Here is a 24590-nt window from a genome sequence, read left to right as displayed (position 1 = left end):
AATCTCCAACCAACTGATTTTAGGGTATTTCGTGAGTAATCCTTTGCGTATCGTTTTCGCAGGCACGCCTGATTTTGCAGCGCGCCACCTTGACGCACTTATTCAATCACAACATGACGTCGTGGCAGTGTACTGCCCACCCGACCGTCCAGCTGGACGTGGTAAAAAGCTCAAAGCATGTGAAGTAAAAGTATTAGCACAAGAACACAACCTGCCAGTGCTACAACCGCAATCATTAAAAACATCGGACGCACAGGCAGAGCTAGCCGCGCTTGATGCCGATGTCATGATTGTTGTTGCCTACGGAGTATTATTACCAAAAACTATTTTAGATACTCCTAGACTTGGGTGCCTGAATGTTCATGGCTCAATTTTACCACGATGGCGAGGCGCAGCGCCTATTCAGCGTGCTATTTGGGCTGGCGACAATGAAACTGGCGTAACCATCATGCAAATGGATGAGGGCCTAGATACCGGTGATATGTTGCACATCGCCCGCTGCCCTATTACAGCTACTGATACCAGTGCAGATCTCTACAACAAGCTTGCTGAACTTGGCCCTGATGCACTGATCGATACGCTAGCACGCTTATCTGCGGGCGAAATCACGCCAGAAAAGCAAGACGATACACTAGCGAATTATGCTAAGAAGCTAAGCAAAGAAGAAGCCGAGATTGACTGGCTGATGGAAGCCGCGCAAATTGAACGTAACATCCGCGCATTTAATCCATGGCCGGTTTGCTTTACCAATATGGCGGGTAACAGCGTCAAGATTTGGCAAGCGAAGGTAGTTGACGAACAAGGTGATGCAGGACATGTGCTACGTGCGGACAAGCACGGTATTGTAATTGCCTGTGGCACACAGTCATTAGAAATTCAAACCTTGCAACCACAAGGTAAAAAGCCCATGTCTGCACAAGACTTTTTGAATGGTCGAGCTGACTGGGTAGCAATTGGTGCTAAGGTTGGTGAAGCGTGAGTAATGTTCGCGCACTTGCCGCCCAAACCCTATTTCAAGTCGTCGATAAAGGCGCATCGTTAAGTGCTCAATTACCACTTGCCACCAGCCAGTTAGACGGTAAAGACAAAGCCTTGCTACAGCAAATTTGCTATGGCGTATTAAGGTACTTGCCTTCGCTTGAACATTATTGCCAGCAATTACTTGAGCAACCACTTAAAGGTAAGCGCCGTGTTTTCCAGTTTTTGCTGTATGTGGGTATTTACCAACTGCAACATATGCGTGTACCAGCTCATGCTGCAGTAGCCGAAACGGTAAACGCACTTACGCCACTAAGAGCGCCCGGCATGAAAGGCTTAGTTAATGCAATTTTACGCAGCTTCCAACGTCATCAGGTCGAATTAGAAACCAGCGCTGCCGAAATCCCAGCTTGTTTATACAACCACCCAGGCTGGTTTATCAATCAACTAAAAGCAGCTTACCCAACTCAATGGCAAGCTATTTTAGAAGCGAACCAACAACAAGCACCAATGTGGCTGCGTGTTAACCAATCGCAATTCTCTACTGCCGATTATGCAGCTCTGCTAGACCAAGAAGGGGTAGCCTATCAGCTTCATAGCGAATACCCTGACGGGATCTTACTTGATAGCCCAATCGACGTTTACGCACTACCACAATTTGCTGCTGGCGCTTGCTCAGTGCAAGACGCCGCTGCCCAAAAAGCCGCGAGATTATTAGCACCACAAGCAGGTGAAAATATCCTTGATGCTTGTGCCGCCCCTGGCGGTAAGACTTGTCATATTTTGGAGTTGGCAGATGCCAAAGTGACTGCAATTGATGCTGATGGTGATCGCTTGCTACGTGTGGAGCAAAACCTTGAGCGGATCGGATTGTCGGCCAAATGCCTTGAGGGCGATGCAAGTGACCCCGAAGCATGGTGGGATGGCGAGCAATATGATCGCATCTTATTGGATGTACCTTGCTCTGCAACTGGTGTTATTAGAAGACACCCGGACATCAAATGGCTAAGACGTGCTTCTGATATTGATAACTTGGTGACGTTACAGGCACAAATTATTGATAAAATCTGGCCATTGCTTAAGCCCGGTGGCACACTAGTTTATGCTACCTGCTCGGTACTACCACAAGAGAACCAGCAACAGATCGCACGCTTTCTTTCTGCGACCTCTGATGCAACGCTTGTACCTTTGCATGATGCAGACACACAAACACAACCAGGCTTGCAGCTATTACCCGGATTGAGTGATGGGTTTTACTACGCAAAGTTGACAAAACAATAATAGAAAATCGACCGTAACCAATATGAAAATCATCATCTTAGGCGCCGGCCAAGTCGGCGGGACACTGGCAGAAAACCTCGTCGGTGAAGAAAATGAAATTACCGTTGTCGACATCGATGGCGAGCGCTTAAGAGAGCTGCAAGACAAATACGATCTACAGGGAGTCACTGGCCACAGTGCTCACCCTGAGATCTTACGTCAAGCAGGTGCTGAGGACGCCGACATGATAATCGCCGTAACCAGCTCGGATGAGGTTAATATGGTTGCGTGCCAGGTTGCCTATAGTATTTTCAATACGCCGACCAAAATTGCGCGGATCCGCTCTGAGCAATACTTAAAGTACAAAGAAAAGCTGTTTCACAATGACGACCTACCGGTCGACCATTACATCGCACCGGAGCAGCTAGTAACGCAATATATCCGCAGGCTAATAGATTACCCAGGCGCTTTGCAGGTGTTGCAATTTGCAGAGGGCATGCTGTCACTCGTGGCGGTTAAAGCTTATTACGGCGGTTTACTCGTTGGCTATGCACTTTCTGCATTAAAAGAGCATATTCCAAACGTCGACACCCGCGTTGCCGCTATTTATCGCCAAGGCAAAGCCATCAAGCCACTCGGCACCACCGTAATTGAAGCCGATGATGAAGTCTTCTTTATCGCCGCAACCAAGCATATTCGTGCGGTCATGAACGAGCTACAAAAGCTCGAACGCTCTTACAAGAAAATTATGATTGCCGGTGGCGGTAACATAGGTGCGGGATTGGCAAGTTCATTAGACAAGAACCATAGCGTCAAGCTTATTGAACGCAATCAAGCTCGTGCCACACAACTATCTGAAACGCTTGATAATACAGTAGTTTTTTGTGGCGATGCCTCAGACCAAGAACTGCTATCAGAAGAACATATAGAGCAAGTAGACGTGTTCATCGCGGTGACGAATGACGACGAAGCCAATATTATGGCTGCGATGCTTGCAAAACGTATGGGCGTACAAAAGACCATGGCGCTTATTCAACGTGGTGCCTATGTCGACCTCGTGCAAGGTGGCGACATTGATATTGCCATCTCACCACAGCAAGCGACTATATCAGCGCTACTCACCCATGTTCGTCGTGGAGATATCGTTAACGTTTATTCATTGCGTAAAGGTGCTGCAGAGGCCATTGAAGCTGTAGCACATGGCGATGAAAACACCTCTAAGGTTGTCGGTCGTGCTATTCGCGATATCAAATTACCGCCGGGTGCGACTATCGGTGCCATTGTCCGTGATGAAGATGTACTGATCGCACATGACGATACTATAATTCTCTCTGGCGACCATGTGATCATGTTCCTAATCGATAAAAAGCAAATCGGTGTTGTGGAAAAACTCTTCCAGGTAAGCGCTTTATTCGTTTAATGCCAATTGAGTTAATTCTCCAATCAATTTAAAGGGTGAATTATCTCATTTAAATGGTGTAAAGCGCCGTACTCACTAGGTATCTTGTTGGTCTTGAAAAATAGATAAATCGATTAAATAGTCTTTTAATACGCTGCGGATTATTTCTGGTTCTGAGGTTAAGTGAATGCCTAGAGAGACGATTTGCTCATGACTTTTTATACGCCGAATATCCCCTTCTAGCGAGATCTGATTCCCTTCTTTACCTTCGATAAACACTTCGCACTTTAAACCTTCTTCCATATGTTCAGCATCAATTGACGTTAAGTCGAGCTGTAAACCAGCAAGTGAGATGTCCTTTATTACCCCAACATCTTTGCTGCCATGACAGTGAAACTTAGCGGGGATTAAGGTTGGCACCCGGTTTTGCGAGCGGAGTTTGTATGTTTGTACCTTTTCGGGTAAATAGAGAAAAATAAGCCGCGCGGGATGGACTGAAACCGCTTTGATTTGCGATTTGAATGCAATGACTTGGCCATCACCATTTTCGAGCAAAGCCCGAACGATAACCGAAGTCCCTTCCATAACAAAGTCCAGCGCCGCGCCTAATCGCTTAGGGTTGGGATGGTTAAGAATTAAAAACGCCCCTTGTAGCATACCGACATATTCTGTTTTTATTCTTTTACTATTTGCCGGTAAACAAATTTCTAAATCAACAATACTTCCAGCGCTGATTGCGGTGAGCAAAGTTTCTTGCCCAACCTCTTGAGTTTTTAACATGGATCCAACCCTTCCTGAGTTCACTCTACTACTTTTTTATTGTAGCAGTTTTAGCGGAAGGCCATTTAAAACTGAATTCAGATTAATTACAACTCCCCGACCATCAGCAATATCTAGCAAAGATCCATCTATTTGACTAAAAAATGGCTTTTTAATATTATCGCACCATCTCTTAACGTCATCATTTTACTTTGTACCTCAAGCGAACTTTGTGGCATACCAAGCTCGTTATCCTCAATAAACAACATCATAGGTTCGCTGTTACGCTTAGCAACAAATAATATACCCGAGACATCATGTTTGAATAAGCAGCCTGCTCCCTCCGTCTCGAAGTCATCGACAATCGCTGGTATTTGGCGCTTTTGCCAGAGCTCATTTTCTGAAATCACTTGAACAACAAACCGTATACCACTCTCACAGCCAATTTGATGAAACAAGTCATATGATTGAGCACTACCTAATGTGGGCTGGTTATGTTGCAAGTAACCGACCTCATCGATTAAGCTATTTAACTGTATTACGCTTCGTTCTATAAGCTGCATACCCAAGTCCTGCTCATGGCTAGCAGCAAATCCCTCAATCACTTTAAACCCTTTATCTGAAAAGCGTGTGGCAAGCAATATCGTCGCCTCCAAGTTAAATCGTTGTAAAAATACTGACACTTGAAAACCCCGAAAATCCGAGTTTTTGAAATTTTTATTAACTTTTTCTTTGCGAAGTTCAAAAGGAAGATGACAACTTGTCACAAAGGGCAGAAACAAGGTAGTGGTACTGTCAGTTGTAGGCTCCTAGCAAAAGAGCCCACAACTTAAGCACAGTTACCCACGCCAGAAGGTAGGAGTAAATAAGACTAACAACGTGAAGATCTCTAAGCGGCCAAAGACCATAGCAAGAGTAAGGATCCACTTTGCTGCATCGCTAATGTCGCCGTAGTGCGCTGCAACACTTCCCAATCCTGGGCCCAAGTTATTTAGACAGGCCGCAGTTGCTGAAAATGCAGTAATATTATCGAGTCCCGTCCCCAGTAATGCAATCATAATAATCACAAACACCAGCGCATAAGCCGAGAAGAACCCCCACACTGCTTCCACCACTTTATCAGGCAATGCCTTGCGGCCTAATTTTATCGAGTAAATAGCGCGTGGATGCACTAAACGATTAAGCTCGCGGATCCCCTGTAAATAGAGTAAGAAGACACGCACAACCTTCATCCCACCACCTGTAGAACCAGCACAGCCACCAATGAAGCTAGAGAAAATCAAGAGAATAGGTAGAAACAGCGGCCACGTTGAGAAGCTATCGGTCGCAAACCCTGCAGTCGTACTAATTGACACAGCCTGAAACATCGCTTGATCTAAGGTTTCATCACCCGTTTCATAGACATTGCTTGACGATAATACCGCAAAACAAATCACTACCAACGCTAACTGGATAAATAGAAAGACTTTAAACTCAGGATCTCGCAAATAGGCTTTAATATTGCGGCTCGACACAGCAGCATAATGTAGCGAGAAGTTAATGGCAGCAATCAGCAAGAAGATGACGCAAATAACGTTAATGAGCGGGTTATCGAAGTAGCCCATAGAAGCGTCATAAGTCGAGAAGCCACCGATAGCTATCGTAGCAAACGCATGACAGATAGCATCAAACCAATTCATTCCTGCTATCCAGTAAGCCAGCGTACAAGCTGCCGTTAGAGACACATAGATATACCAAAGGTGCTTGGCGGTATCGGCAATGCGCGGTGTCATCTTTGAGTCTTTAACTGGACCTGGTGTTTCGGCACGATATAACTGCATGCCACCAACCCCAAGCATAGGAAGAACGGCTACGGCCAATACGATGATCCCCATACCACCAAGCCACTGCAACTGCTGGCGATAGAATAATACCGCTTTGGGTAAATGTTCTATACCCGTCAATACCGTAGCCCCAGTAGTTGTCAGCCCAGAAAAAGCTTCAAACACGGCATCTGCTAAAGATAGATTCGGTTTATCTAAGAAAATGAGCGGCAATGATGCAAACGATCCCAGTACCAACCAGAATAAAACAACGATTAAGAAGCCCTCTCTGGCTTTAAGATCGCCGTTTTCCTTGCGGTTTGGGTAGTACGCAAACAAACCCATCAGCACACTAAAAATGAAAGCTAAAACAAAAGGTACACCACCACCATCTTTGTATATCAAAGATACAATGGCTGGTGGCACCATAGTGATACTAAATAGAGCGACTAACTGCCCGAGTATTTTTATTATGGTACGAAATTGCATTTTGTACGCTGCGCTTTTTGTTATTTAACCAGAGGTTAATTAGTGAATGTAAAGAAGTAGAACCTACTCCTTGAGTTGCTTAAATAATACAACACCATTGGTTAATTCATAAATAGCATCAATGATTTGTTGTGTTTCACGACTATCTACTGCTATTTGCCAGGTAATATTAGCCGTGTATTCTTTATCTAAATTTAGCACTGTAAACTGGCTTTGTAATAGCTGCTCTATCACACCTTGAAGATGGTAATCACTGTGGCCAACAATAATAGAAGCCGGTACTTTTTTAGTCGTGCTTAGCTGTGCTAGTGCGTTATTAAGCGTGCCACCATAAGCTCTAACCAACCCCCCGGTGCCAAGTTTTATACCGCCAAAATAACGCGTCGTCACCGCGGTTATTTCACCAATCCCTGATCCCATTAGCACATTGAGCATTGGCTTACCAGCGGTCCCGTTAGGCTCACCATCATCAGAAAACCCTAACACATGGCTGCCACCTGGTGCCCCTGCGATGTGTGCCCAACAATTGTGCCGTGCATCAGGATACGCGTCATTAATCTGCTTAATAAACGCTTTAGCATCTTCGATGGTTGGCGTGTGGGCCAAATGTACGATAAACGTGCTTTTCTTAATTTCCTCATGATGACTAATTGATTCACTCGGAATGAAATATTCAGACATAATGTTCCAAACTAAAAGGGAGCCAATCGGCCCCCAAATATACTTACTTTTAGCGCTAGAAGTCAGCTTACTCGAGACCGAAATCTCGCGTCATATTTTCTAGTCTATCTTCATGCACAATGATGTTATCTTCAATACGGATACCACCGTAAGGCTTCAGTGCATCAACCTTATCCCAATTGATATACTGTTTGTTTTCTGTTTGCGCCAAGTCTTCCAACAATGAATCGATGAAGTACAACCCAGGCTCAATAGTGAACACCTGATTAGCCTCTATCTTACGAGTACAACGCAAGAACGGGTGACCTTCAGGCGGTGCTTGGTGCGTGCCGGCTTCATCAGCCATGAATCCGCCCATATCATGTACCTGTAGACCAATATGGTGACCGAGACCATGAGGGAAGAAAGTGGAAGAAATCCCCTTCTCGACGATGGCCTGAGCACCAAGCTTAACAATACCAAAGTCACTCAACACTTGCGCCACACGATTATGACAATCGATATGCAGCTCACCGTATAGTTTGCCCGGTTGTAATGCTTTGCCCAATTCAATTTGGTGATCGTTCATGACTTTCACCAACTCGGCAAACTCACCTTGTTTAGCAAAATCATAAGTACGGGTAATATCTGACGCATAACCGTTAAAGTTTGCACCGGCATCAATCAAAAATGATAAGTGCTTACTCGGTGCTTTACGCTCAAAATGGGTATAGTGCAAAATCGCACAATTTTCATTCAAGGCGACAATATTGCCATATGGCGTATCGTTTTCCATATGCTGAGTTGCATTAAGATAAGCTTGTTGAATTTCAAACTCGGAACCACCAGCAAAGAAGGCATCGCGCGCCGCCATGTGGCCAAGCACGCCAAGACGGCTTGCTTCACGTAAACATGCCATTTCATACTGAGTTTTATATGCACGATGATAATGCAAGAAGTTCATCACCGGCTCTGGATTCACTTGAGTAAAGCCAAGCGCTTGTGCAACCTCTAAATATTCACCGATATAGGCATAGTTTGCTTTGTCGTATGGCAGTAACTGTTCAACCTGATCTGGCTTAACCAGCAGTTGAATATCAAAATACTCTGCCCAAAAATCTCTCGGCTCGTCAGGCACTTTATGCCAAAAATCAACCGGACGATAAAAAATGAGTTTCGGCTTGTCACTGCCATTAACCACAATCCAGCAATGCGGATTATCGATAACAGGCAACCAAGCTTTAAATTGCGGGTTAACTTTAAACGGATAGTACATATCATCAAGGAATTGACGCTTTGCTTGCCCCGAATGGATCACAAGTCCATCCAGTCCTTCTCGTTCTACTATCGTTCTTGTACGCTGTTGCAACGTGGCAATGTGCTCTGCGTATAAATTTGCTAACTTATCCATGGTGTACCCATTTTCAAAAATTCACATACTATCGAGTCTATCATAGCTGCTACCTAAAAACGACGAACTGAGTCTAAGCACCAGCCATGTGCGGTTATTTCACAATTTTCATATCCAAGATACTTGCCAATATGTTGCCATCACGACCAAGGCGGGTATGGTAAACCTGTCGATATGCCATCACATTTTTTACGTAGTCACGTGTTTCTCGGTACGGGATCAGCTCAATCCAAAGCTCAGCAGGCATAGCCTCTGACGGCAGCCAACGCTTAATTCTATGATAACCCGCGTTGTACGATGCTGTCGCCAAAACCTCATTTCCAGCATTTTTACGCTTCAAATACTCTAAATAACTGGTCCCCAAGCGAATGTTTGTGGCCGGATGATATAGGCGATTTTTTGCCACGCGTTTGCGGTTGTTGACGTATTTGGCAGTGCTTGGCAGCAGCTGCATTAAACCGTGAGCATCCGCACTCGAGCGTGCATCCGGTGCGAAAGAGCTTTCCCGGCGAGCAATCGCAATGCTCCATGCAACATCGACTCGATTACGCTCACTATATTTAGTGAACAGCTCTTTAAACGCTATCGGGAAACGCAAATCAACGTAATTCCAAGCTTTGATCTGTGCAAGAGTAAAAATAGTGCTGTCGTACCAATCAAAGTCAGCAGCCAATATGGATGCTGCAAGCTTTTCCTCTTTGCTTGAGGTGTTAGTAAGGTAGTTCCACTCTCGACGTGCTTGAGTATACCTTTCCAGTTCGTATAAAGCCTTTGCTCGCTTAAAACCAGGCGCATGAGATACTCGTTCGACAATGCTGGGGTCAACATTTAACGGCTCTTCATTCAGTGAGACTGGTAATCCTAAACGCGCAGCAGCCAAAAAACCGTAGTAATCACGCTCTTGTGCTAATTGCTGCCAAATCTCGTTAGCCTTAGCTAACTCGTCACGCTTCGCGAGGCTATATGCAAGCCAGTATTGTTGACCATTGCTTAGTTGCTCGTGACCCACGAATAAGGCCGAAATCCCTTCCCAATCTTGCTCTTTCAGCATGTTACTCATCAGCCACTGTAGTAGCTTTCTGTCCTGCAACGATTTGGGCACTTTATTAAGCCAAAACCGTGCGTCTTCATGCCCTTTAGACGCAAGCGCTAGAGCGAAACGATAAGCAACACTATCCTTTTGCCGCTGAGTAAAGGTAAACATATCCTGCATCTTCTGCCAGGCACGCAGCGCTAAATCAGGATCGCGCCAAACGAGGCGTCTTATACCATATACCGCAATTTCGGCTTCTTTTTTAGTACGTTTACTAAACCGATAAAGCCCGGCAGCGGCACTCGGATCTTGGCGAACCTTTTTATATAGCTCGGCAAGGTATGCCTCATTTTTTGGTAACAGCTTCTCAAGATAGTCTAGCAGTGACGTTTGACCAGATTGTGCAGCATTAGAAATTCGCTGCCAGACTAGCTCAGGCGTTCTATACCCCGCTTTTTGCCATTGGTTAAAAAGACCATCACAAGCTCTGGGCTGAGACTTTCCCACCGTCCAAATATCGGCTACCTGATCAAGAATGGCTTTTTTCGGTGCACCCAAGTCCAACTGATACACCAAATACGTACACTTGAGTTCAACATCACTGGTTTCACGATAGAACTCGATGAATCGTGCTTTCTTTTTATACCGCTTTAAATAATCGAGCCAAGCTGAACGTACAGGCCATTCTAATGGGGTGTGTTCGTATACCGTTAAAAAGTGCTGAATTTCCTGCTGGTACTTGAGTTTAGGGTGACGCTTGTAAAATGCCATTTCAACGTATGGCTTAAGTGGATGATCGAGCTGCGCTGTTGCAGCTTTAAAATTATTATAATTACCAGACCAAGCGACACGCTCAGCCTCTTTAAATTCGTCGTGAGTGCTATCGGCTGCACAGAGCCAGCTCACCATACATAAGCTGCCTGCAGCTAAGCGGGGTAACCAATATGTCATGCAAACCCTTTTTTATCTGCCAAAAGAATACACACCTAAATTGAAATACAGCCAAATTATGCTTATCTAAAGATGGCGCTGAAGACCAAAACTCGGCTTGTCACTTGCGAGCATGCTCATAAATGACACTAAATGCGAGGTGCGTTAAGCCACCATAGCAAACCGACTCAGGTATTTCAGTAAATGTGCGGTAAATTTTTCATTGCAATTTGCCGCCAAAGGATCCACACTGATTGAAATTACAACTCATCGTACCAGTGTAAAGCACGGGAGAACATGTATGTTAATCAAACGCGAGTCCTTTGTAGTTGATTTTTGCAAAGGCAATATCGCTGAGTTTAAGTTTTGCCTACCAGGCTCAGTAAACAAACTATCTCAGCAAGTACTAAAGGAAAGCCACGAAGCACTTATCGAATTGAGCCAGCGCGACGACATCGACGGCTTAATTTTTACCAGCGATAAAGACCACTTTATTGTTGGCGCTGATATTTTTGAATTCCTTCCGACTTTCCAACGCCCAGAAGAAGAACTTGTTGGTTGGATTAAAACCGCAACCGATGTCTTCGACGCAATAGAAGATTTACCTTTCCCTACACTATCGGCAGTAAATGGCCTTGCGCTTGGCGGTGGTTGCGAGTGGTTGCTCGCCACGGATTACCGTATTGCAACTGACAACGCAAAAATTGGCCTACCAGAAGTTAAGCTTGGCATTATGCCGGGCTTTGGTGGTACCGTAAGACTTCCTCGCTTAATCGGCGCTGACAACGCAATGACGTGGATAACCACAGGTCAAGAAAACCGAGCGAATGACGCACTAAAAGTGGGTGCGGTTGACGGTGTAGTACCTACTGACAAACTCATGGCTGCCGCTATTCGTACCTTGGAGCAAGCCATTGCAGGTAAATTAGATTGGCGCGCGAAACGCCAAATCAAGCTTGACCCATTGAAGATGAATCGTGTTGAGCAAGGTATGAGCTTTGGTATGGCCGAAGGCTTAGTCATGGCAAAAACCAAAGGTCATTACCCAGCACCAATGATGGCGGTACAAACGCTTAAAGCGGCAGCAAACCTTAGTCGCAGAGAAGCGATGGCACTCGAAAACCAAAACTTTGCTAAGCTTGCCAAAACGGCAGAAGCCGCAGCGCAAACCGGTATTTTCTTAGCGGATCAATACATCAAAACGGTTGCCAAGAAACAAGCAAAACAAAGTAAAACAGAGATCAAACAAGCAGCGGTACTTGGTGCTGGTATTATGGGTGGCGGTATCGCTTACCAATCGGCCTACAAAGGTACGCCAATTGTCATGAAAGACATCCAGCAAGGTGCCCTAGACCTTGGTATGGGTGAGGCTGCAAAACTACTTGGTAAAAAAGTACAGCGCGGCCACATGTCAATGGACAAGATGGTTGCCACTTTAGGTAAAATCAAAGCAACGCTCAACGATCACGATCTACAAGGCTCAGACATCATCGTAGAAGCCGTTGTTGAAAACCCTAAAGTCAAGAAAACGGTATTGGCGAGTTTAGAGTCGCAATTACCAGAAGGTACGATCCTGACTTCAAACACATCAACTATTCGTATTGATGAGTTAGCCACGGCACTTGAGAAGCCAGAAAACTTCTGTGGTATGCACTTCTTTAACCCAGTGCCAAAAATGCCATTGGTAGAAATCATTCGTGGCGAGCAAACATCGGATGAAACCGTTGCTGCAGTGGTAGATTATGCCTTAAAGCTTGGCAAGTCTCCTATCGTTGTTAACGATTGCCCAGGTTTCTTCGTGAACCGTGTTCTATTCCCTTACTTTGCAGGCTTCAGCCAACTTGTTGTAGAAGGTGCTGACTTCGCAAAAGTAGATAAGGTTATGGAAAATGTCTTCGGCTGGCCAATGGGTCCAGCGTACCTACTAGACGTAGTGGGTATCGATACGGCAAACCATTGTACTGGTGTAATGGCTGATGGCTTCCCTACTCGCATGGCACGTAAAGACAAAGACCCTGTCGCAGTACTTGCGGGGGCTGAGCGCTTTGGTCAGAAGAACCAAAAAGGCTTCTACCAATACGCACCAGATCGCAAAGGTCGTTTGAAGAAGAGTAAAGACGACAGCGCGCTTGAGCTGCTGAGCGGTATTTGTGACGCACCAACTGAATTTGATAAACAAACGATTATTGAGCGTTGTATGGTGCCAATGATCAATGAAGTGTTACTGTGTCTGCAAGAAAACATTGTTGCTTCACCGCAAGAAGCAGACATGGCACTGATCTACGGTATCGGCTTCCCTCCATTCAGAGGTGGTGCATTCCGCTATCTAGACCAAATCGGCCTCGCAAACTTTGTAGCTATGGCTGATAAGTACGCTCATCTTGGTGAAATTTATCGAGTTTCTGAGCAAACTAGACAGTGGGCAGATGAAGGTAAAGTGTTCTATCAAGTGGAGGGCCAGTAACATGGAAAACGCGGTAATCGTAGATTGTATTCGTACCCCAATGGGCCGTTCAAAAGGCGGTGTATTTAAGCATAAACGTGCCGAAGACCTCAGCGCACACTTGATGAAAGGCCTACTTGAGCGTAACCCTCAAGTAGCACCAGACTCAATTGATGATATTTACTGGGGCTGTGTACAGCAAACTTTAGAGCAAGGCTTTAACGTTGGTCGTAATGCTGCACTCTTAGCTGGCATTCCTCACACCGTACCGGCGGTAACCGTGAACCGCCTATGCGGTTCGTCAATGCAGGCATTGCATGACGCAGCTCGCGCTATCATGACAGGTGCTGGTGACACTTACCTTATCGGTGGTGTTGAGCACATGGGTCACGTACCAATGACACATGGTAATGACTTTCACCCAGGCCTTGCGACATCAGTTGCGCAAGCTGCTGGCGTGATGGGGTTAACAGCTGAGTACTTAGCGCTAATGCATGGTATCAGTCGTGAGCAGCAAGATGAATTTGCCGTACGTTCACACCAGCGCGCACATGCCGCAACCCTTGAAGGGCGTTTTGCAAAAGAAATCCTGCCAATGGAAGGTCATGATGCCGATGGTACACCTGTACTTGTCGAGCATGACGAAGTTATCCGCCCTGAGACAAGCCTAGAAGGTCTAGGACAGCTACGTCCTGTATTTAACCCAGCATCGGGTACGGTAACTGCAGGTACCTCTTCAGCGCTTTCTGACGGTGCTTCAGCTATGTTGGTCATGAGCGAGTCTAAAGCAAGAGAACTCGGTCTTCCAATTCGTGCTCGTGTTAAGTCAATGGCAGTCGCAGGTTGCGATCCTTCCATCATGGGTTATGGTCCAGTTCCAGCATCACAAAAAGCCTTGAAGCAGGCGGGCATTACTATCGATGATATTGATGTTGCTGAACTAAACGAAGCCTTTGCAGCACAATCACTACCAGTGCTAAAAGATCTAGGTCTACTAGACAAAGTAGATGAGAAAGTGAACCTCAACGGTGGTGCAATTGCACTCGGTCACCCACTTGGTTGCTCAGGCTCACGTATTAGCACAACGCTTATCAATCTAATGGAAGAGAAAGACGCGAAGTATGGTCTTGCAACTATGTGTATTGGTTTAGGCCAAGGTATCGCTACCGTATTCGAGCGCGTAGATAACTAATTCCAACCAGCTGGTACTGGGCTTTTATAAGACAATACCAGCACACAACTTCAACTTGGTGACCAAGGCAAAACGGCACAGCTGTTTTGCCTTTTTTATTACCCGCATTTACCTCACCTCGGTTGGCTAAGACTTGAGTTATCCAAACTTGAGCTTACTTACAACATGCGGTTAAAATAGCAGTTTTCGTCACTAACAACGTAACTAACAAGGCCACCCACAATGAGTTTTGATAATACCGACCACACCTTAGATGCAGTAGGCTTACGTTGTCCGGAGCCGGTAATGATGATTAGAGGCATGGTGAGACGGATGAACTTAGGTGAGACGTTGTTAGTTATCGCAGATGATCCATCAACGACAAGGGACATTCCGAGCTTCTGTGAATTTATGGATCACACTTTGGTTGCCAAAGCAGTGGCCGAATCTCCTTACAAATATGTGATTAAGAAAGGTCAGTGATCTCCTCTTTAACACACTGTTTGAACTCATGAGTCATAGACAATAAAAAAGCGGCTGATGCCGCTTTTTTAAGATTTTACAATCACCACCTTTGGTGAGCGAGGATTACGATAATCTAAGCGGATTTCGTACCAACCTTTTTTACTTGGCTTAAAGCTAAAGTAGTTATACACCGTGTTACAATCCGCGACCAGCGGTTGTCCTAGCGTTAACTGCCCTTCACTCTTATAGCCACAGTTGTAGCCTTCACTCCACTGCTCATCAGCAATTTTAAATTCATACACTTTACCTGGGCTCATGAATCTTGCTTTTGTTGCGTAGATCCCCGGTTGTGTTTCTTCAAAGCGATACTGAGGTTCGGCATCCCACAGAGTGAAGTCACCGCGTAAATACATTGTCTTATCCAACTCTCCAGCAACTACCGGTGAAGTTGACGTTGTTGGCAATTGAAAGTTACTACTACAAGCGGTAAGTGCTAATAGCGCAATCGCCATTGCCCCTTGTTTTTTAATCATAGCTAGACTGCCTTTTACTTGCTTTTACCAATCAGCAAAAAGCCAGCAATTGCTGGCTTTTGTATCAGCAATTAGTTTTGTAACACTGAAATATCTGCAGTATTAAGGAATAACTTACTTAACTGACCAAGTAGCGCTAAACGATTGGCTTTAACCGCTTCATCGTCCGCCATTACCATAACATTATCAAAGAAGTTATCTACTGCTTCACGTAAACTTGCTAAACGCGTCAGTGCAGTTTGATAATCACCTTCAGCGTAAACAGGTGCAAGCTCAGCAGTTAACGCAGCAACTTGTGCAGCCAATGTTTGCTCAGCTTCTTCTTGCAGGAGTGAACTCTCCACCGCAGCTTCTGACGCGACGTTATTCTTCGCTAGAATGTTGTTTACACGCTTATTGGCAGCAGCTAACGCTTCAGCTTCCGCCAACGTTCTAAAGTGACTAACCGCTTTTACTCGGCGATCAAAATCAACTGGGCTCGTTGGACGTCTTGCAAGTACTGCTTGGATCACATCCACGCTGATACCTTCATCTTGGTACCAGGCACGGAAACGACCTAACATAAACTCAACCACTTCATCGGCAACATTTGCATTGCTTAGCTTATCACCGAATAACGTCATTGCTTTGGCAACGATATCCTGAATGTCTAATGGTAGTTCTTTTTCTACCATGATACGCAATGCGCCGATGGCAGCACGACGAAGTGCAAACGGGTCTTTATCGCCTTTTGGTGTCTGGCCGATACCAAAAATGCCAACCAGAGTATCAAACTTATCCGCAAGCGCCACAGCAAAACTGATTGGGTTAGACGGTAGATTATCACCAGCAAAACGCGGCATATATTGCTCATTTTGTGCTAGTGCGACTTCTTCCGCTTCGCCATCAATGCGCGCGTAATGCATACCCATCACGCCCTGAACGTCAGTAAATTCCATGACCATTTCAGTCATTAAATCCGTTTTACTTAGTAAACCGGCACGCTCTGCTAATGCCTTATCAGCACCAAGCTGCTCCGCAATAAAACCAGCGAGTGCCGAGATACGCTCTGACTTGTCTTTTAGTGTGCCAAGCTGCTTCTGAAATAACACTGAATCAAGTGACTCAAGACGACTTTCCAGCGTTTTCTTCTTATCCGTTTCAAAGAAGAACTGAGCATCTGCCAGACGTGGACGAACCACTTTCTCGTTACCCGAGATCACTACGCTCGGATCTTTACTTTCAATATTAGAAACAAACAAGAACTTGTTGATCAAGTTGCCTTGCTTATCTAACAGTGGAAAGTATTTTTGGTCGTCTTTCATGGTGTAGATAAGTGCTTCATCAGGCACTTGCAAGAAGGCTTCTTCAAAAGATGCAACTAAAGTTACTGGCCACTCGACTAGTGATGTAACTTCTTCAAGAAGATCTTCATCCATCGCTACTTGCGCGCCGAGCTTTTCAGCTTCAGCTTCAATTTGGCCTCGAATTAACGCTTTACGTGCTTCATAATCCGCAATAACGTATGCGCCTTTTAGCACTGCATGGCTATCATCAGCATGTTCAACACGAACACGCTCAGGGTGATGGAAGCGATGTCCTTGCAACTCATTGCTGATGGCTTTACCTAGCACTTCACCTTCAACTTGTTGACTACCAAGTAGTGCAGCCACAGTATGCACAGGACGGATAAATTGCGTCTTGTTCGCACCCCAGCGCATCGGCTTTGGAATAGGTAACTTAGCCAATGCTTTGTTGATCACATCGCTTAGTAACGCTAAGGTCTGTTGCCCCTCTACTTTCGCCTTGTGTAGCAGCCAAGTGCCTTTATCAGTTTCTAAACGCTCAGCATCATTAATATCAATACCACAACCACGAGCCCAACCTAGCGCCGCTTTAGTCGCGTTACCATCGGCGTCAAATGCCGCCTGAATAGCTGGACCACGCTTTTCAACCACTTTGTCGGCTTGTTGCGTTTGTAATGCTTTAACTTGAATGCCTAAGCGACGAGGTGATGCATACCAGCTCACGCCTTCATGGCTAAGCTCTAATGCTTCTAGCTCTTGCCTAGTATTTTCTGCGAATGACTCAGCAAGGTTGCGTAACGCCTTTGGTGGTAGCTCTTCGGTACCAATTTCTACGAGTAAGTTTTCAGTCGACATTATTTATCCTTACAAAGCGGGAAGCCAAGTGCTTCACGTGCGTCATAGTAAGCCTGTGCACAGGCTTTTGATAAAGCACGAACTCTTAATATATAGCGCTGACGCTCAGTTACTGAGATAGCATGACGTGCGTCTAACAGGTTAAATGCATGAGATGCCTTCATTACCTGCTCATAAGCTGGTAGAGGAAGCCCTGCTTCGATTAGCTTTTCGCTTTCTTTTTCACACTGGTCAAACTGCTTGAATAATGCCTCTACATCCGCATATTCAAAGTTATATGTCGACTGTTCTATCTCGTTTTGCATGAACACGTCACCATAAGTTACGCGTCCCATTGGACCATCTGTCCAAACGAGATCATAAATGCTATCTACACCTTGTATATACATTGCAAGGCGCTCTAAACCATACGTAATTTCACCCGTTACCGGTGAGCATTCAATACCGCCAACTTGCTGGAAGTAAGTAAACTGAGTCACTTCCATGCCATTCAACCATACTTCCCAACCTAATCCCCAAGCACCTAGCGTTGGTGACTCCCAGTTGTCTTCAACAAAACGTACTTCGTGCGTTAATGTATCAATGCCCAACGCTTCTAGAGAGCCTAGGTAGAGCTCCTGAATATTCTCAGGCGATGGCTTCAAAACAACTTGGAATTGGTAGTAATGCTGAAGACGGTTAGGGTTTTCACCATAGCGACCATCCGTCGGGCGGCGACAAGGTTGTACGTATGCGCTCGACATTGGCTCAGGACCAATGGACTTAAGGAAGGTCATCGGGTGGAATGTACCCGCACCAACTTCCATATCTAAAGGTTGAGCTACAACACAGCCTTGCTGCGCCCAGTAATCCTGTAAAGCCAGGATCAAACCTTGGAAGGTTTTGATATCGTATTTTTGCATAGTTGGCTTATTTTTATCTGGTACTTATCGTATGTAAACGCCTGCAGTAATTTGGCGCTTACGCTCGATTCAATGATTGAAAATTATGCTCAGTATACCGCGAGCGCAGGAGGGTTTTAAGCTTTAAAGCATAAAAAAAGGAGGGAAAATCCCTCCTTTTTACTAGATGTTTGAGTTTACACGTCTAAGTTAACAACTCTCAGTGCATTTGTTTCGATAAACTCTCGACGAGGTTCAACTTGGTCACCCATCAAGGTTGCAAACAATTGGTCTGCAGCAATGGCATCTTCAATAGTCACACGTAGCATACGGCGAGCATCTGGATCCATCGTTGTTTCCCAAAGTTGGTCAGGGTTCATCTCACCCAATCCTTTATAGCGTTGTGTATACAAGCCACGCTTAGACTCTGAGATAAGCCATTCAAGACCAGCCTCAAAATATTCGATTGCTTGTGTCTTCTCACCACGCTGTACATAACCGCCTTCGCTGATCAAACTACCAATCTGACGACCCGTGTTCGCAATGCGAACATAATCTTTAGATGTAATAAAATCGAAGCTCAAAGTATGCGCTTTATCAACACCGTGCTGACGAATATTGATCACCGGATAATACATATGGCGCTCTTCATCAAATGCAACTTCTGCGTTGAAGATAGTGGCGTCTTCGTCTTTCTTCACAAGGTCAGCAACCAAGTTTTCAGTCCACGCCGTTACCTTTGCTTCATCAGATAAGTCTGACTCGGTGAGCTCTGGATGATAAAGCAAGCGGTTCATGATTGAAGACGGGTACTTACGCTTTAAACGTTCAATAATATCTATCGTATTTTGATAATCATGCACTAAGTTTTCTAACTTGTTACCAGAAATTGGCTCAGCACCTTCTGCTGGGTATAATGCAGCATCGTTAAGTGCTAATGTCGTTAGGTATGAAGTTAGTGCATTATCATCTTTAATATAGCGCTCTTGCTTACCTTTCTTCACTTTATATAGTGGTGGTTGAGCAATATAGACATAACCGCGCTCGATGATCTCTGGCATTTGACGGTAGAAGAAAGTCAGTAGCAGCGTACGGATGTGTGAACCATCCACGTCCGCATCGGTCATGATGATGATGCGGTGATATCTTAGCTTTTCAGGGTTATATTCATCACGGCCAATACCGCAACCTAATGCAGTAATTAGTGTTGCCACTTCCTGAGAAGAAAGCATCTTATCAAAGCGTGCTTTTTCTACGTTCAAGATTTTACCTTTGAGCGGCAGAATTGCTTGGTTCTTACGGTTACGACCTTGCTTAGCAGAACCACCCGCCGAGTCACCCTCCACTATATATAGTTCAGAAAGTGCTGGATCTCGTTCTTGGCAATCAGCGAGTTTACCCGGTAGACCAGCTAAATCCATAACGCCCTTACGACGAGTCATTTCACGGGCCTTACGTGCAGCTTCACGTGCGCGCGCAGCATCAACGATTTTGTTTACAACGGTTTTTGCATCGCCTGGGTTTTCTAGCAAGAATTCCGTTAGCTTTTCAGCCATCATTTGCTCAACAGCCCCTTTCACTTCACTAGAAACGAGCTTATCTTTTGTCTGTGAAGAGAATTTAGGATCAGGAACTTTAACACTAACAACAGCGGTCAAACCTTCACGGGCATCGTCACCCGTAGCACTGGTTTTATACTTTTTATTAAAGCCTTCTTTTTCCATGTAGGTGTTAAGCGTACGCGTAAGTGCTGCACGGAAACCCGCTAAGTGAGTACCACCATCGCGTTGAGGAATGTTATTGGTAAAACAGTAGATGTTTTCTTGGAAACCATCATTCCATTGCATAGAGACTTCTACGCTAATGCCATCATCACGCTCAGTCGAAAAGTGGAAAACGCTTTGATGAACTGGCGTCTTCTTACGATTTAGATATGCAACGAATGCTTGAATACCGCCTTCGTATTTGAAGTGATCTTGTTTATTCTCTTCGCGCTCATCACTCAAAATGATGCTTACACCAGAGTTAAGGAAAGATAGTTCACGTAGGCGCTTGGCTAGAATATCGTAGTGGAAATTTGTATCTGAGAAAGTTTCAGCACTTGGCCAGAATCTCAATTCTGTACCAGTAGATTCCGCTTCACCGATAATACCTAGCGGCGCATCTGGAACACCCATTGTGTATTTTTGCTGATGCACTTTGCCATCACGGCGGATTGTTAATTGTAGTTTTTCAGAAAGTGCATTTACAACAGAAACACCTACACCGTGCAAACCGCCAGATACTTTATATGAGTTATCATCAAATTTACCACCGGCATGTAGTACAGTCATGATAACTTCTGCCGCAGAAACCCCTTCTTCTTCGTGAATTGAAGTTGGGATACCACGACCATTATCTCGAACAGATACAGAGCCATCGGTATGAATTGTTACGAAAATATCGTCACAATATCCTGCTAGTGCTTCGTCGATTGAGTTATCAACGACCTCAAACACCATGTGATGTAAACCAGTACCATCGTCTGTGTCACCGATATACATTCCCGGACGCTTTCTAACAGCATCCAATCCTTTAAGTACTTTAATACTCGACGAATCGTAATTTTCCGACATGGTTTCTTCCAATTATTTTGTTATTAAGCTGCCATGTTCCACGTGGAACATTTTAATTTCACGTTCCATTGGTTCAATAACGGCGGCAATACTTTCTGGAGTAATAGCAGTGATAAACAGCTGTGACTGACATTGCGCCAACAGACGCGATACCGCCACCTTAGTATCTTCACTAAGCTCCGAAGGTAAATCATCAATAAGCAAAATTGACTGCTTATTACTCTCTTGGTCAATCAAACTGTTTTGCATTACTTTAAGTGCATACAGTAAGAGCTTGAGTTGGCCACGAGAAAAAATATGTTCTACGCTGTTTCCTTGAGTATAAAAGTTAAAGTCAGCCTTATGCGGCCCCTTACTTGTATAGCCAAGTTTTACATCTCGCTCTAACTGATTTGTTAATACCTCAGCTAGTTCCCCCTTCCAGCCCGCTTGAAAGCGAATTTCAAGGCCTTTAAATATAGGGCTTATATCCCCTATCTTATCAAAAAAATGCGTCTGAAACCTACCTATATAAGCCTCTCTAAACATATTTATTTGCTCAGCAAGGCGTACAAACTCCTTATCCCAATAACTTAGCTGGGATTGGAGATCTCTCGGTTTAGATTTCAATAAAGCGTTACGTTGCTTGAGCACCTGATTAAACATTTTCCATGTGGAATAGAACTGATGTTCCACGTGGAACACACCTAAATCAAGAAACTTACGACGCTCTTTTGGACCACCAAAAAACAGCTCATAGCTTTCTGGTGTAATAACTTGAACAGGTAAAACCTGTGCTAATTCTGCCACTTTCCGGCTTGCCTGCCCCTGAATTCGAAGCTTAGTTTCACCACTGGTATATTTACTAATACCAAGCGGTATAGACAAGTTATGTAGTTGTTTTTTAGCATGAACAACGCAATGAGAAGCCTCATGCTTGATCATTAATTTTTGCAGATTGGTACGGAAAGATTTACCACTGGAGAGAAAGTAAATGGCTTCGAGCAGACTGGTTTTACCGCTACCATTTTCACCCAGAATGACATTAACGGCATTGCTAGGTGAAAGCGCCATCGCCTCAATGTTTCGAAACGCATTGAGGCTAAGGTGAGTTAAACTCATAACTCTATAAACGCATCGGCATAACTACATACATTGCATGTTCGTCACCAGCGGCTTCAATAAGCGCACTGCTGTTCGCATCAGAAAGCGTAAATTGTACATCTTCTGACTTTATTGTATTTAACACGTCTAATAAGTAAGAAACGTTAAAACCAACTTCAAGATCATCGCCTTGGTAACCTACCTCAACAATTTCTTCAGCTTGCTCCTGCTCTGGGTTATTGGCACTAATTTTTAATTGCCCATTACTCAGATTCAATCGCACGCCACGAAACTTCTCGTTAGAAAGAATAGATACGCGCTGAAATGCACTACGTAGCCAATCGCGATTTGCGGTAACCAACTTGTCCCCGCCACGAGGTAATACGCGACGATAATCAGGGAATCGCCCATCCACCAGCTTACTCGTAAAAGTAAATTCGCTGTCGATGATACGCACATGATTAGCGCCAAATTGAATGGTGATAGTTTCATCATCCGCAGGCAGTAAGCGCATGATCTCTTGCACGCCCTTACGAGGAATGATCAATTGACGTTGCGTTTGCAATGACTCTGGTAATTTTTGCTGCGCAATTGCCAAACGGTGACCATCAGTGGCTACCGTTTTAATTTCATTATTATCTACTTCAAACGACATACCATTTAAATAGTAACGTACGTCTTGGTTAGCCATTGAGAAATGCGTTGCTTCTAGCAATTTTCTAAGCTCTAAACGCGTTATGGCAAACTCAACCTCACCATCCCACTCTTCAAGATTAGGGAAATCTTCAGCAGCTAAGGTTGTCAAAGAAAAGCGACTTTGACCGCTAGTCAGTAGCAGTTGATGCTCTTGGCTACTTAGCACTAAATCAGAGTTATCAGGCAAGCTCTTACAAATATCTAGGAGTTTTTTTGCAGGCAAAGTGATCTTGGCGTCTGGCACATTGGTTTCAAGGGCAACAGATGCAACAAGCTCTATCTCTAAATCTGTACCTGTCATATGTAACGCGCCATTTTTCACTTCTAGCAATACATTAGACAAAATAGGCAGTGTATGTTTGCGCTCAATGGCACCCGACACCTGTACCAGTGGCTTTAAAAATAGTTCTCTTGGAATCGTTATTTGCATCATTTAACCCTTAAGAAGACAGCGTTCTAATTAAGTTTTGATAATCTTCTTTTACCTCATGACTTTCATCACGAAGTGCTTTTACTTTTCTACACGCGTGTAACACGGTGGTATGGTCGCGGCCACCAAATGCATCACCTATTTCTGGTAAGCTGTGGTTTGTCAGTTCTTTAGACAATGCCATGGCAACTTGTCTTGGTCTTGCAACTGAACGGCTACGACGTTTTGACAATAAGTCAGAAACACGTATTCGATAATATTCCGCCACGGTGCGCTGGATATTATCGATGGTAACGAGTTTGTCTTGTAGCGCTAATAAGTCGCGTAGCGCTTCTTTAACAAAATCGATAGAAATTGGGCGACCAGTGAAGTTGGCATTAGCTATCACGCGGTTTAACGCACCTTCTAACTCTCGCACATTAGAGCGTAATTTCTTCGCAATAAAAAAGGCAACTTCGTGTGGCAAGTTAATATTACTTTGCTGCGCTTTCTTCATTAGGATAGCAACGCGAGTCTCTAATTCTGGTGGCTCAATAGCAATAGTTAACCCCCAACCAAAACGCGACTTCAGTCGGTCCTCAACCCCTTCTATTTCTTTAGGGTAACGGTCAGAAGTTAGAATAATTTGTTGGTTGCCTTCAAGCAGCGCATTAAAAGTATGGAAGAATTCTTCTTGCGAACGCTCTTTGTTTGCAAAGAATTGGATATCATCAATCATCAATGCATCAACGCTACGGTAGTAACGCTTGAATTCTTCAATGGCATTATTTTGTAGTGCTTTAACCATGTCCTGAACAAACCGCTCTGAATGCATATAAACAATTTTTGCATCCGGTTTTTGTTCAAGAATACCATTGCCCACGGCATGTAATAAGTGTGTCTTACCTAAACCAGTTCCACCATAGATAAATACGGGATTGAATGCAGAACCTGGATTATCAGCAACTTGTGTTGCAGCGGCTTTTGCCAGCTGGTTAGATTTACCTTCTACAAAGTTATCAAAAGTGTAATTCTCTTTAATATTAGCCTTGTGCGAAGATTTAGGTGCAGGCTCAACTTTTTCTGCCATCTTTGGCTGAGTGCCTTGCAGCATCGACGTATTATCGGTTGCATGACCTACACTTGTGGCTTTTTCGTTAGACACACTTGGTTGTGCAGCTAACACAGGTTTGCTGCCTACATCAAAGTGCAACTCTGGTGCTTCATCACCACAGATCTCAATCAGCAGTTCATTGATGCGGTGGAGATACTTTTCTCGTACCCAATCCAATACAAAACGATTTGGCGCATAGATAGTTAGCGTATCATCAGTACTTTCTGCCTGTAGTGGTCTTACCCACATGCTAAATTGCTGAGATGGCAATTCATCTTGCAAAACATATAAACAACTTTGCCAAACCGACAGATACAC

19 protein-coding genes are annotated in these 24590 nt (G+C 44.6%); 6 read left to right on the top strand and 13 right to left on the bottom strand.

The window, feature by feature from the left end; all coding sequences use genetic code 11:
• Window positions 1-31: 31 nt before the first annotated feature.
• From fmt to trkA, 3 genes are read left to right on the top strand one after another with little or no spacing between them, the layout of a single operon-like run.
• Window positions 32-979: a methionyl-tRNA formyltransferase gene (gene fmt, locus PNC201_RS00095; RefSeq protein WP_102055798.1), complete on the top strand. Its 948-nt coding sequence runs from the start codon at window positions 32-34 to the stop codon at window positions 977-979.
• A complete protein-coding gene (gene rsmB, locus PNC201_RS00090; protein ID WP_102055797.1) occupies window positions 976-2259 on the top strand; it encodes a 16S rRNA (cytosine(967)-C(5))-methyltransferase RsmB in 1284 nt (427 codons plus the stop codon). Before fmt ends, rsmB begins: the two co-directional genes overlap by 4 nt.
• 22 nt (window positions 2260-2281) lie before the next feature.
• On the top strand, window positions 2282-3658 hold the full coding sequence (trkA, locus tag PNC201_RS00085) for a Trk system potassium transporter TrkA (protein ID WP_010604175.1): 1377 nt from the start codon (window positions 2282-2284) through the stop codon (window positions 3656-3658).
• Between the two features lie 75 nt (window positions 3659-3733).
• Here the strand turns inward: trkA and PNC201_RS00080 are convergent, their stop codons facing one another.
• From PNC201_RS00080 to PNC201_RS00055, 6 genes are all read right to left on the bottom strand, one after another.
• Window positions 3734-4417, bottom strand: a complete 684-nt coding sequence (locus PNC201_RS00080) for a flagellar brake domain-containing protein (RefSeq protein WP_010604174.1) — start codon at window positions 4415-4417, stop codon at window positions 3734-3736.
• A 128-nt stretch (window positions 4418-4545) separates the two neighbouring features.
• Window positions 4546-5079: a hypothetical protein gene (locus tag PNC201_RS00075; RefSeq protein WP_233525194.1), complete on the bottom strand. Its 534-nt coding sequence runs from the start codon at window positions 5077-5079 to the stop codon at window positions 4546-4548.
• A gap of 156 nt (window positions 5080-5235) precedes the next feature.
• Window positions 5236-6687, bottom strand: coding sequence for a TrkH family potassium uptake protein (locus PNC201_RS00070; RefSeq protein WP_010604172.1), 1452 nt, complete (start codon window positions 6685-6687; stop codon window positions 5236-5238).
• Window positions 6688-6750: 63 nt separating this feature from the next.
• A complete protein-coding gene (locus PNC201_RS00065; RefSeq protein WP_095729699.1) occupies window positions 6751-7368 on the bottom strand; it encodes a YigZ family protein in 618 nt (205 codons plus the stop codon).
• 67 nt (window positions 7369-7435) lie between these two features.
• Entirely contained in the window at window positions 7436-8758 is a 1323-nt protein-coding gene (gene pepQ, locus PNC201_RS00060) for a Xaa-Pro dipeptidase (RefSeq protein WP_010604170.1), read from the bottom strand.
• A gap of 94 nt (window positions 8759-8852) precedes the next feature.
• Window positions 8853-10742 (bottom strand): transglycosylase SLT domain-containing protein, encoded by a 1890-nt coding sequence (locus PNC201_RS00055; protein WP_102055796.1) that lies wholly within the window; start codon window positions 10740-10742, stop codon window positions 8853-8855.
• Window positions 10743-11022: 280 nt separating this feature from the next.
• Here PNC201_RS00055 and fadB point away from each other — a divergent pair, with 280 nt between their 5' ends.
• The 3 genes from fadB (at window position 11023) to tusA (ending at window position 14818) form a co-directional block, all read left to right on the top strand.
• A complete protein-coding gene (fadB, locus tag PNC201_RS00050) occupies window positions 11023-13185 on the top strand; it encodes a fatty acid oxidation complex subunit alpha FadB (protein ID WP_102055795.1) in 2163 nt (720 codons plus the stop codon).
• Window position 13186: 1 nt separating this feature from the next.
• A complete protein-coding gene (gene fadA, locus PNC201_RS00045; protein ID WP_010604167.1) occupies window positions 13187-14356 on the top strand; it encodes an acetyl-CoA C-acyltransferase FadA in 1170 nt (389 codons plus the stop codon).
• Between the two features lie 222 nt (window positions 14357-14578).
• On the top strand, window positions 14579-14818 hold the full coding sequence (tusA, locus tag PNC201_RS00040; protein ID WP_010376829.1) for a sulfurtransferase TusA: 240 nt from the start codon (window positions 14579-14581) through the stop codon (window positions 14816-14818).
• Window positions 14819-14886: 68 nt separating this feature from the next.
• Here the strand turns inward: tusA and PNC201_RS00035 are convergent, their stop codons facing one another.
• The 7 genes from PNC201_RS00035 to dnaA form a co-directional block, all read right to left on the bottom strand.
• Window positions 14887-15333, bottom strand: coding sequence for a hypothetical protein (locus PNC201_RS00035; protein WP_010604165.1), 447 nt, complete (start codon window positions 15331-15333; stop codon window positions 14887-14889).
• A gap of 71 nt (window positions 15334-15404) precedes the next feature.
• On the bottom strand, window positions 15405-17474 hold the full coding sequence (gene glyS / locus PNC201_RS00030; RefSeq protein WP_099030051.1) for a glycine--tRNA ligase subunit beta: 2070 nt from the start codon (window positions 17472-17474) through the stop codon (window positions 15405-15407).
• Window positions 17474-18376: a glycine--tRNA ligase subunit alpha gene (gene glyQ, locus PNC201_RS00025; protein WP_010376835.1), complete on the bottom strand. Its 903-nt coding sequence runs from the start codon at window positions 18374-18376 to the stop codon at window positions 17474-17476. The genes glyS and glyQ overlap by 1 nt, the downstream gene beginning before the upstream one ends.
• A gap of 176 nt (window positions 18377-18552) precedes the next feature.
• Window positions 18553-20970: a DNA topoisomerase (ATP-hydrolyzing) subunit B gene (gene gyrB, locus PNC201_RS00020; protein ID WP_102055794.1), complete on the bottom strand. Its 2418-nt coding sequence runs from the start codon at window positions 20968-20970 to the stop codon at window positions 18553-18555.
• Window positions 20971-20982: 12 nt separating this feature from the next.
• Window positions 20983-22071 carry a DNA replication/repair protein RecF gene (gene recF, locus PNC201_RS00015; protein WP_010604162.1) on the bottom strand — a complete coding sequence of 363 codons (1089 nt, stop codon included), beginning with the start codon at window positions 22069-22071 and terminating at the stop codon, window positions 20983-20985.
• Between the two features lie 4 nt (window positions 22072-22075).
• Window positions 22076-23179, bottom strand: a complete 1104-nt coding sequence (gene dnaN / locus PNC201_RS00010) for a DNA polymerase III subunit beta (protein ID WP_017218529.1) — start codon at window positions 23177-23179, stop codon at window positions 22076-22078.
• A 10-nt stretch (window positions 23180-23189) separates the two neighbouring features.
• Window positions 23190-24590 carry a chromosomal replication initiator protein DnaA gene (gene dnaA, locus PNC201_RS00005; RefSeq protein WP_095730129.1) on the bottom strand — a complete coding sequence of 467 codons (1401 nt, stop codon included), beginning with the start codon at window positions 24588-24590 and terminating at the stop codon, window positions 23190-23192.

This window comes from Pseudoalteromonas sp. NC201 (genome assembly GCF_002850255.1).
Taxonomy (GTDB): Bacteria; Pseudomonadota; Gammaproteobacteria; order Enterobacterales; family Alteromonadaceae; genus Pseudoalteromonas.
This window is presented reverse-complemented; position numbering and strand designations above follow the sequence as displayed.

What these genes read in the sequence shown, in the direction of transcription:
- PNC201_RS00055 (WP_102055796.1), bottom strand. Translation starts at nt 10,742, where the DNA reads ATGACATATTGGTTACCCCGCTTAGCTGCAGGCAGCTTATGTATGGTG.
- recF (WP_010604162.1), bottom strand. Translation starts at nt 22,071, where the DNA reads ATGAGTTTAACTCACCTTAGCCTCAATGCGTTTCGAAACATTGAGGCG.
- PNC201_RS00070 (WP_010604172.1), bottom strand. Translation starts at nt 6,687, where the DNA reads ATGCAATTTCGTACCATAATAAAAATACTCGGGCAGTTAGTCGCTCTA.
- fadA (WP_010604167.1), top strand. Translation starts at nt 13,187, where the DNA reads ATGGAAAACGCGGTAATCGTAGATTGTATTCGTACCCCAATGGGCCGT.
- tusA (WP_010376829.1), top strand. Translation starts at nt 14,579, where the DNA reads ATGAGTTTTGATAATACCGACCACACCTTAGATGCAGTAGGCTTACGT.
- pepQ (WP_010604170.1), bottom strand. Translation starts at nt 8,758, where the DNA reads ATGGATAAGTTAGCAAATTTATACGCAGAGCACATTGCCACGTTGCAA.
- trkA (WP_010604175.1), top strand. Translation starts at nt 2,282, where the DNA reads ATGAAAATCATCATCTTAGGCGCCGGCCAAGTCGGCGGGACACTGGCA.
- glyS (WP_099030051.1), bottom strand. Translation starts at nt 17,474, where the DNA reads ATGTCGACTGAAAACTTACTCGTAGAAATTGGTACCGAAGAGCTACCA.
- PNC201_RS00035 (WP_010604165.1), bottom strand. Translation starts at nt 15,333, where the DNA reads ATGATTAAAAAACAAGGGGCAATGGCGATTGCGCTATTAGCACTTACC.
- gyrB (WP_102055794.1), bottom strand. Translation starts at nt 20,970, where the DNA reads ATGTCGGAAAATTACGATTCGTCGAGTATTAAAGTACTTAAAGGATTG.
- fadB (WP_102055795.1), top strand. Translation starts at nt 11,023, where the DNA reads ATGTTAATCAAACGCGAGTCCTTTGTAGTTGATTTTTGCAAAGGCAAT.
- glyQ (WP_010376835.1), bottom strand. Translation starts at nt 18,376, where the DNA reads ATGCAAAAATACGATATCAAAACCTTCCAAGGTTTGATCCTGGCTTTA.
- dnaN (WP_017218529.1), bottom strand. Translation starts at nt 23,179, where the DNA reads ATGCAAATAACGATTCCAAGAGAACTATTTTTAAAGCCACTGGTACAG.
- PNC201_RS00065 (WP_095729699.1), bottom strand. Translation starts at nt 7,368, where the DNA reads ATGTCTGAATATTTCATTCCGAGTGAATCAATTAGTCATCATGAGGAA.
- PNC201_RS00080 (WP_010604174.1), bottom strand. Translation starts at nt 4,417, where the DNA reads ATGTTAAAAACTCAAGAGGTTGGGCAAGAAACTTTGCTCACCGCAATC.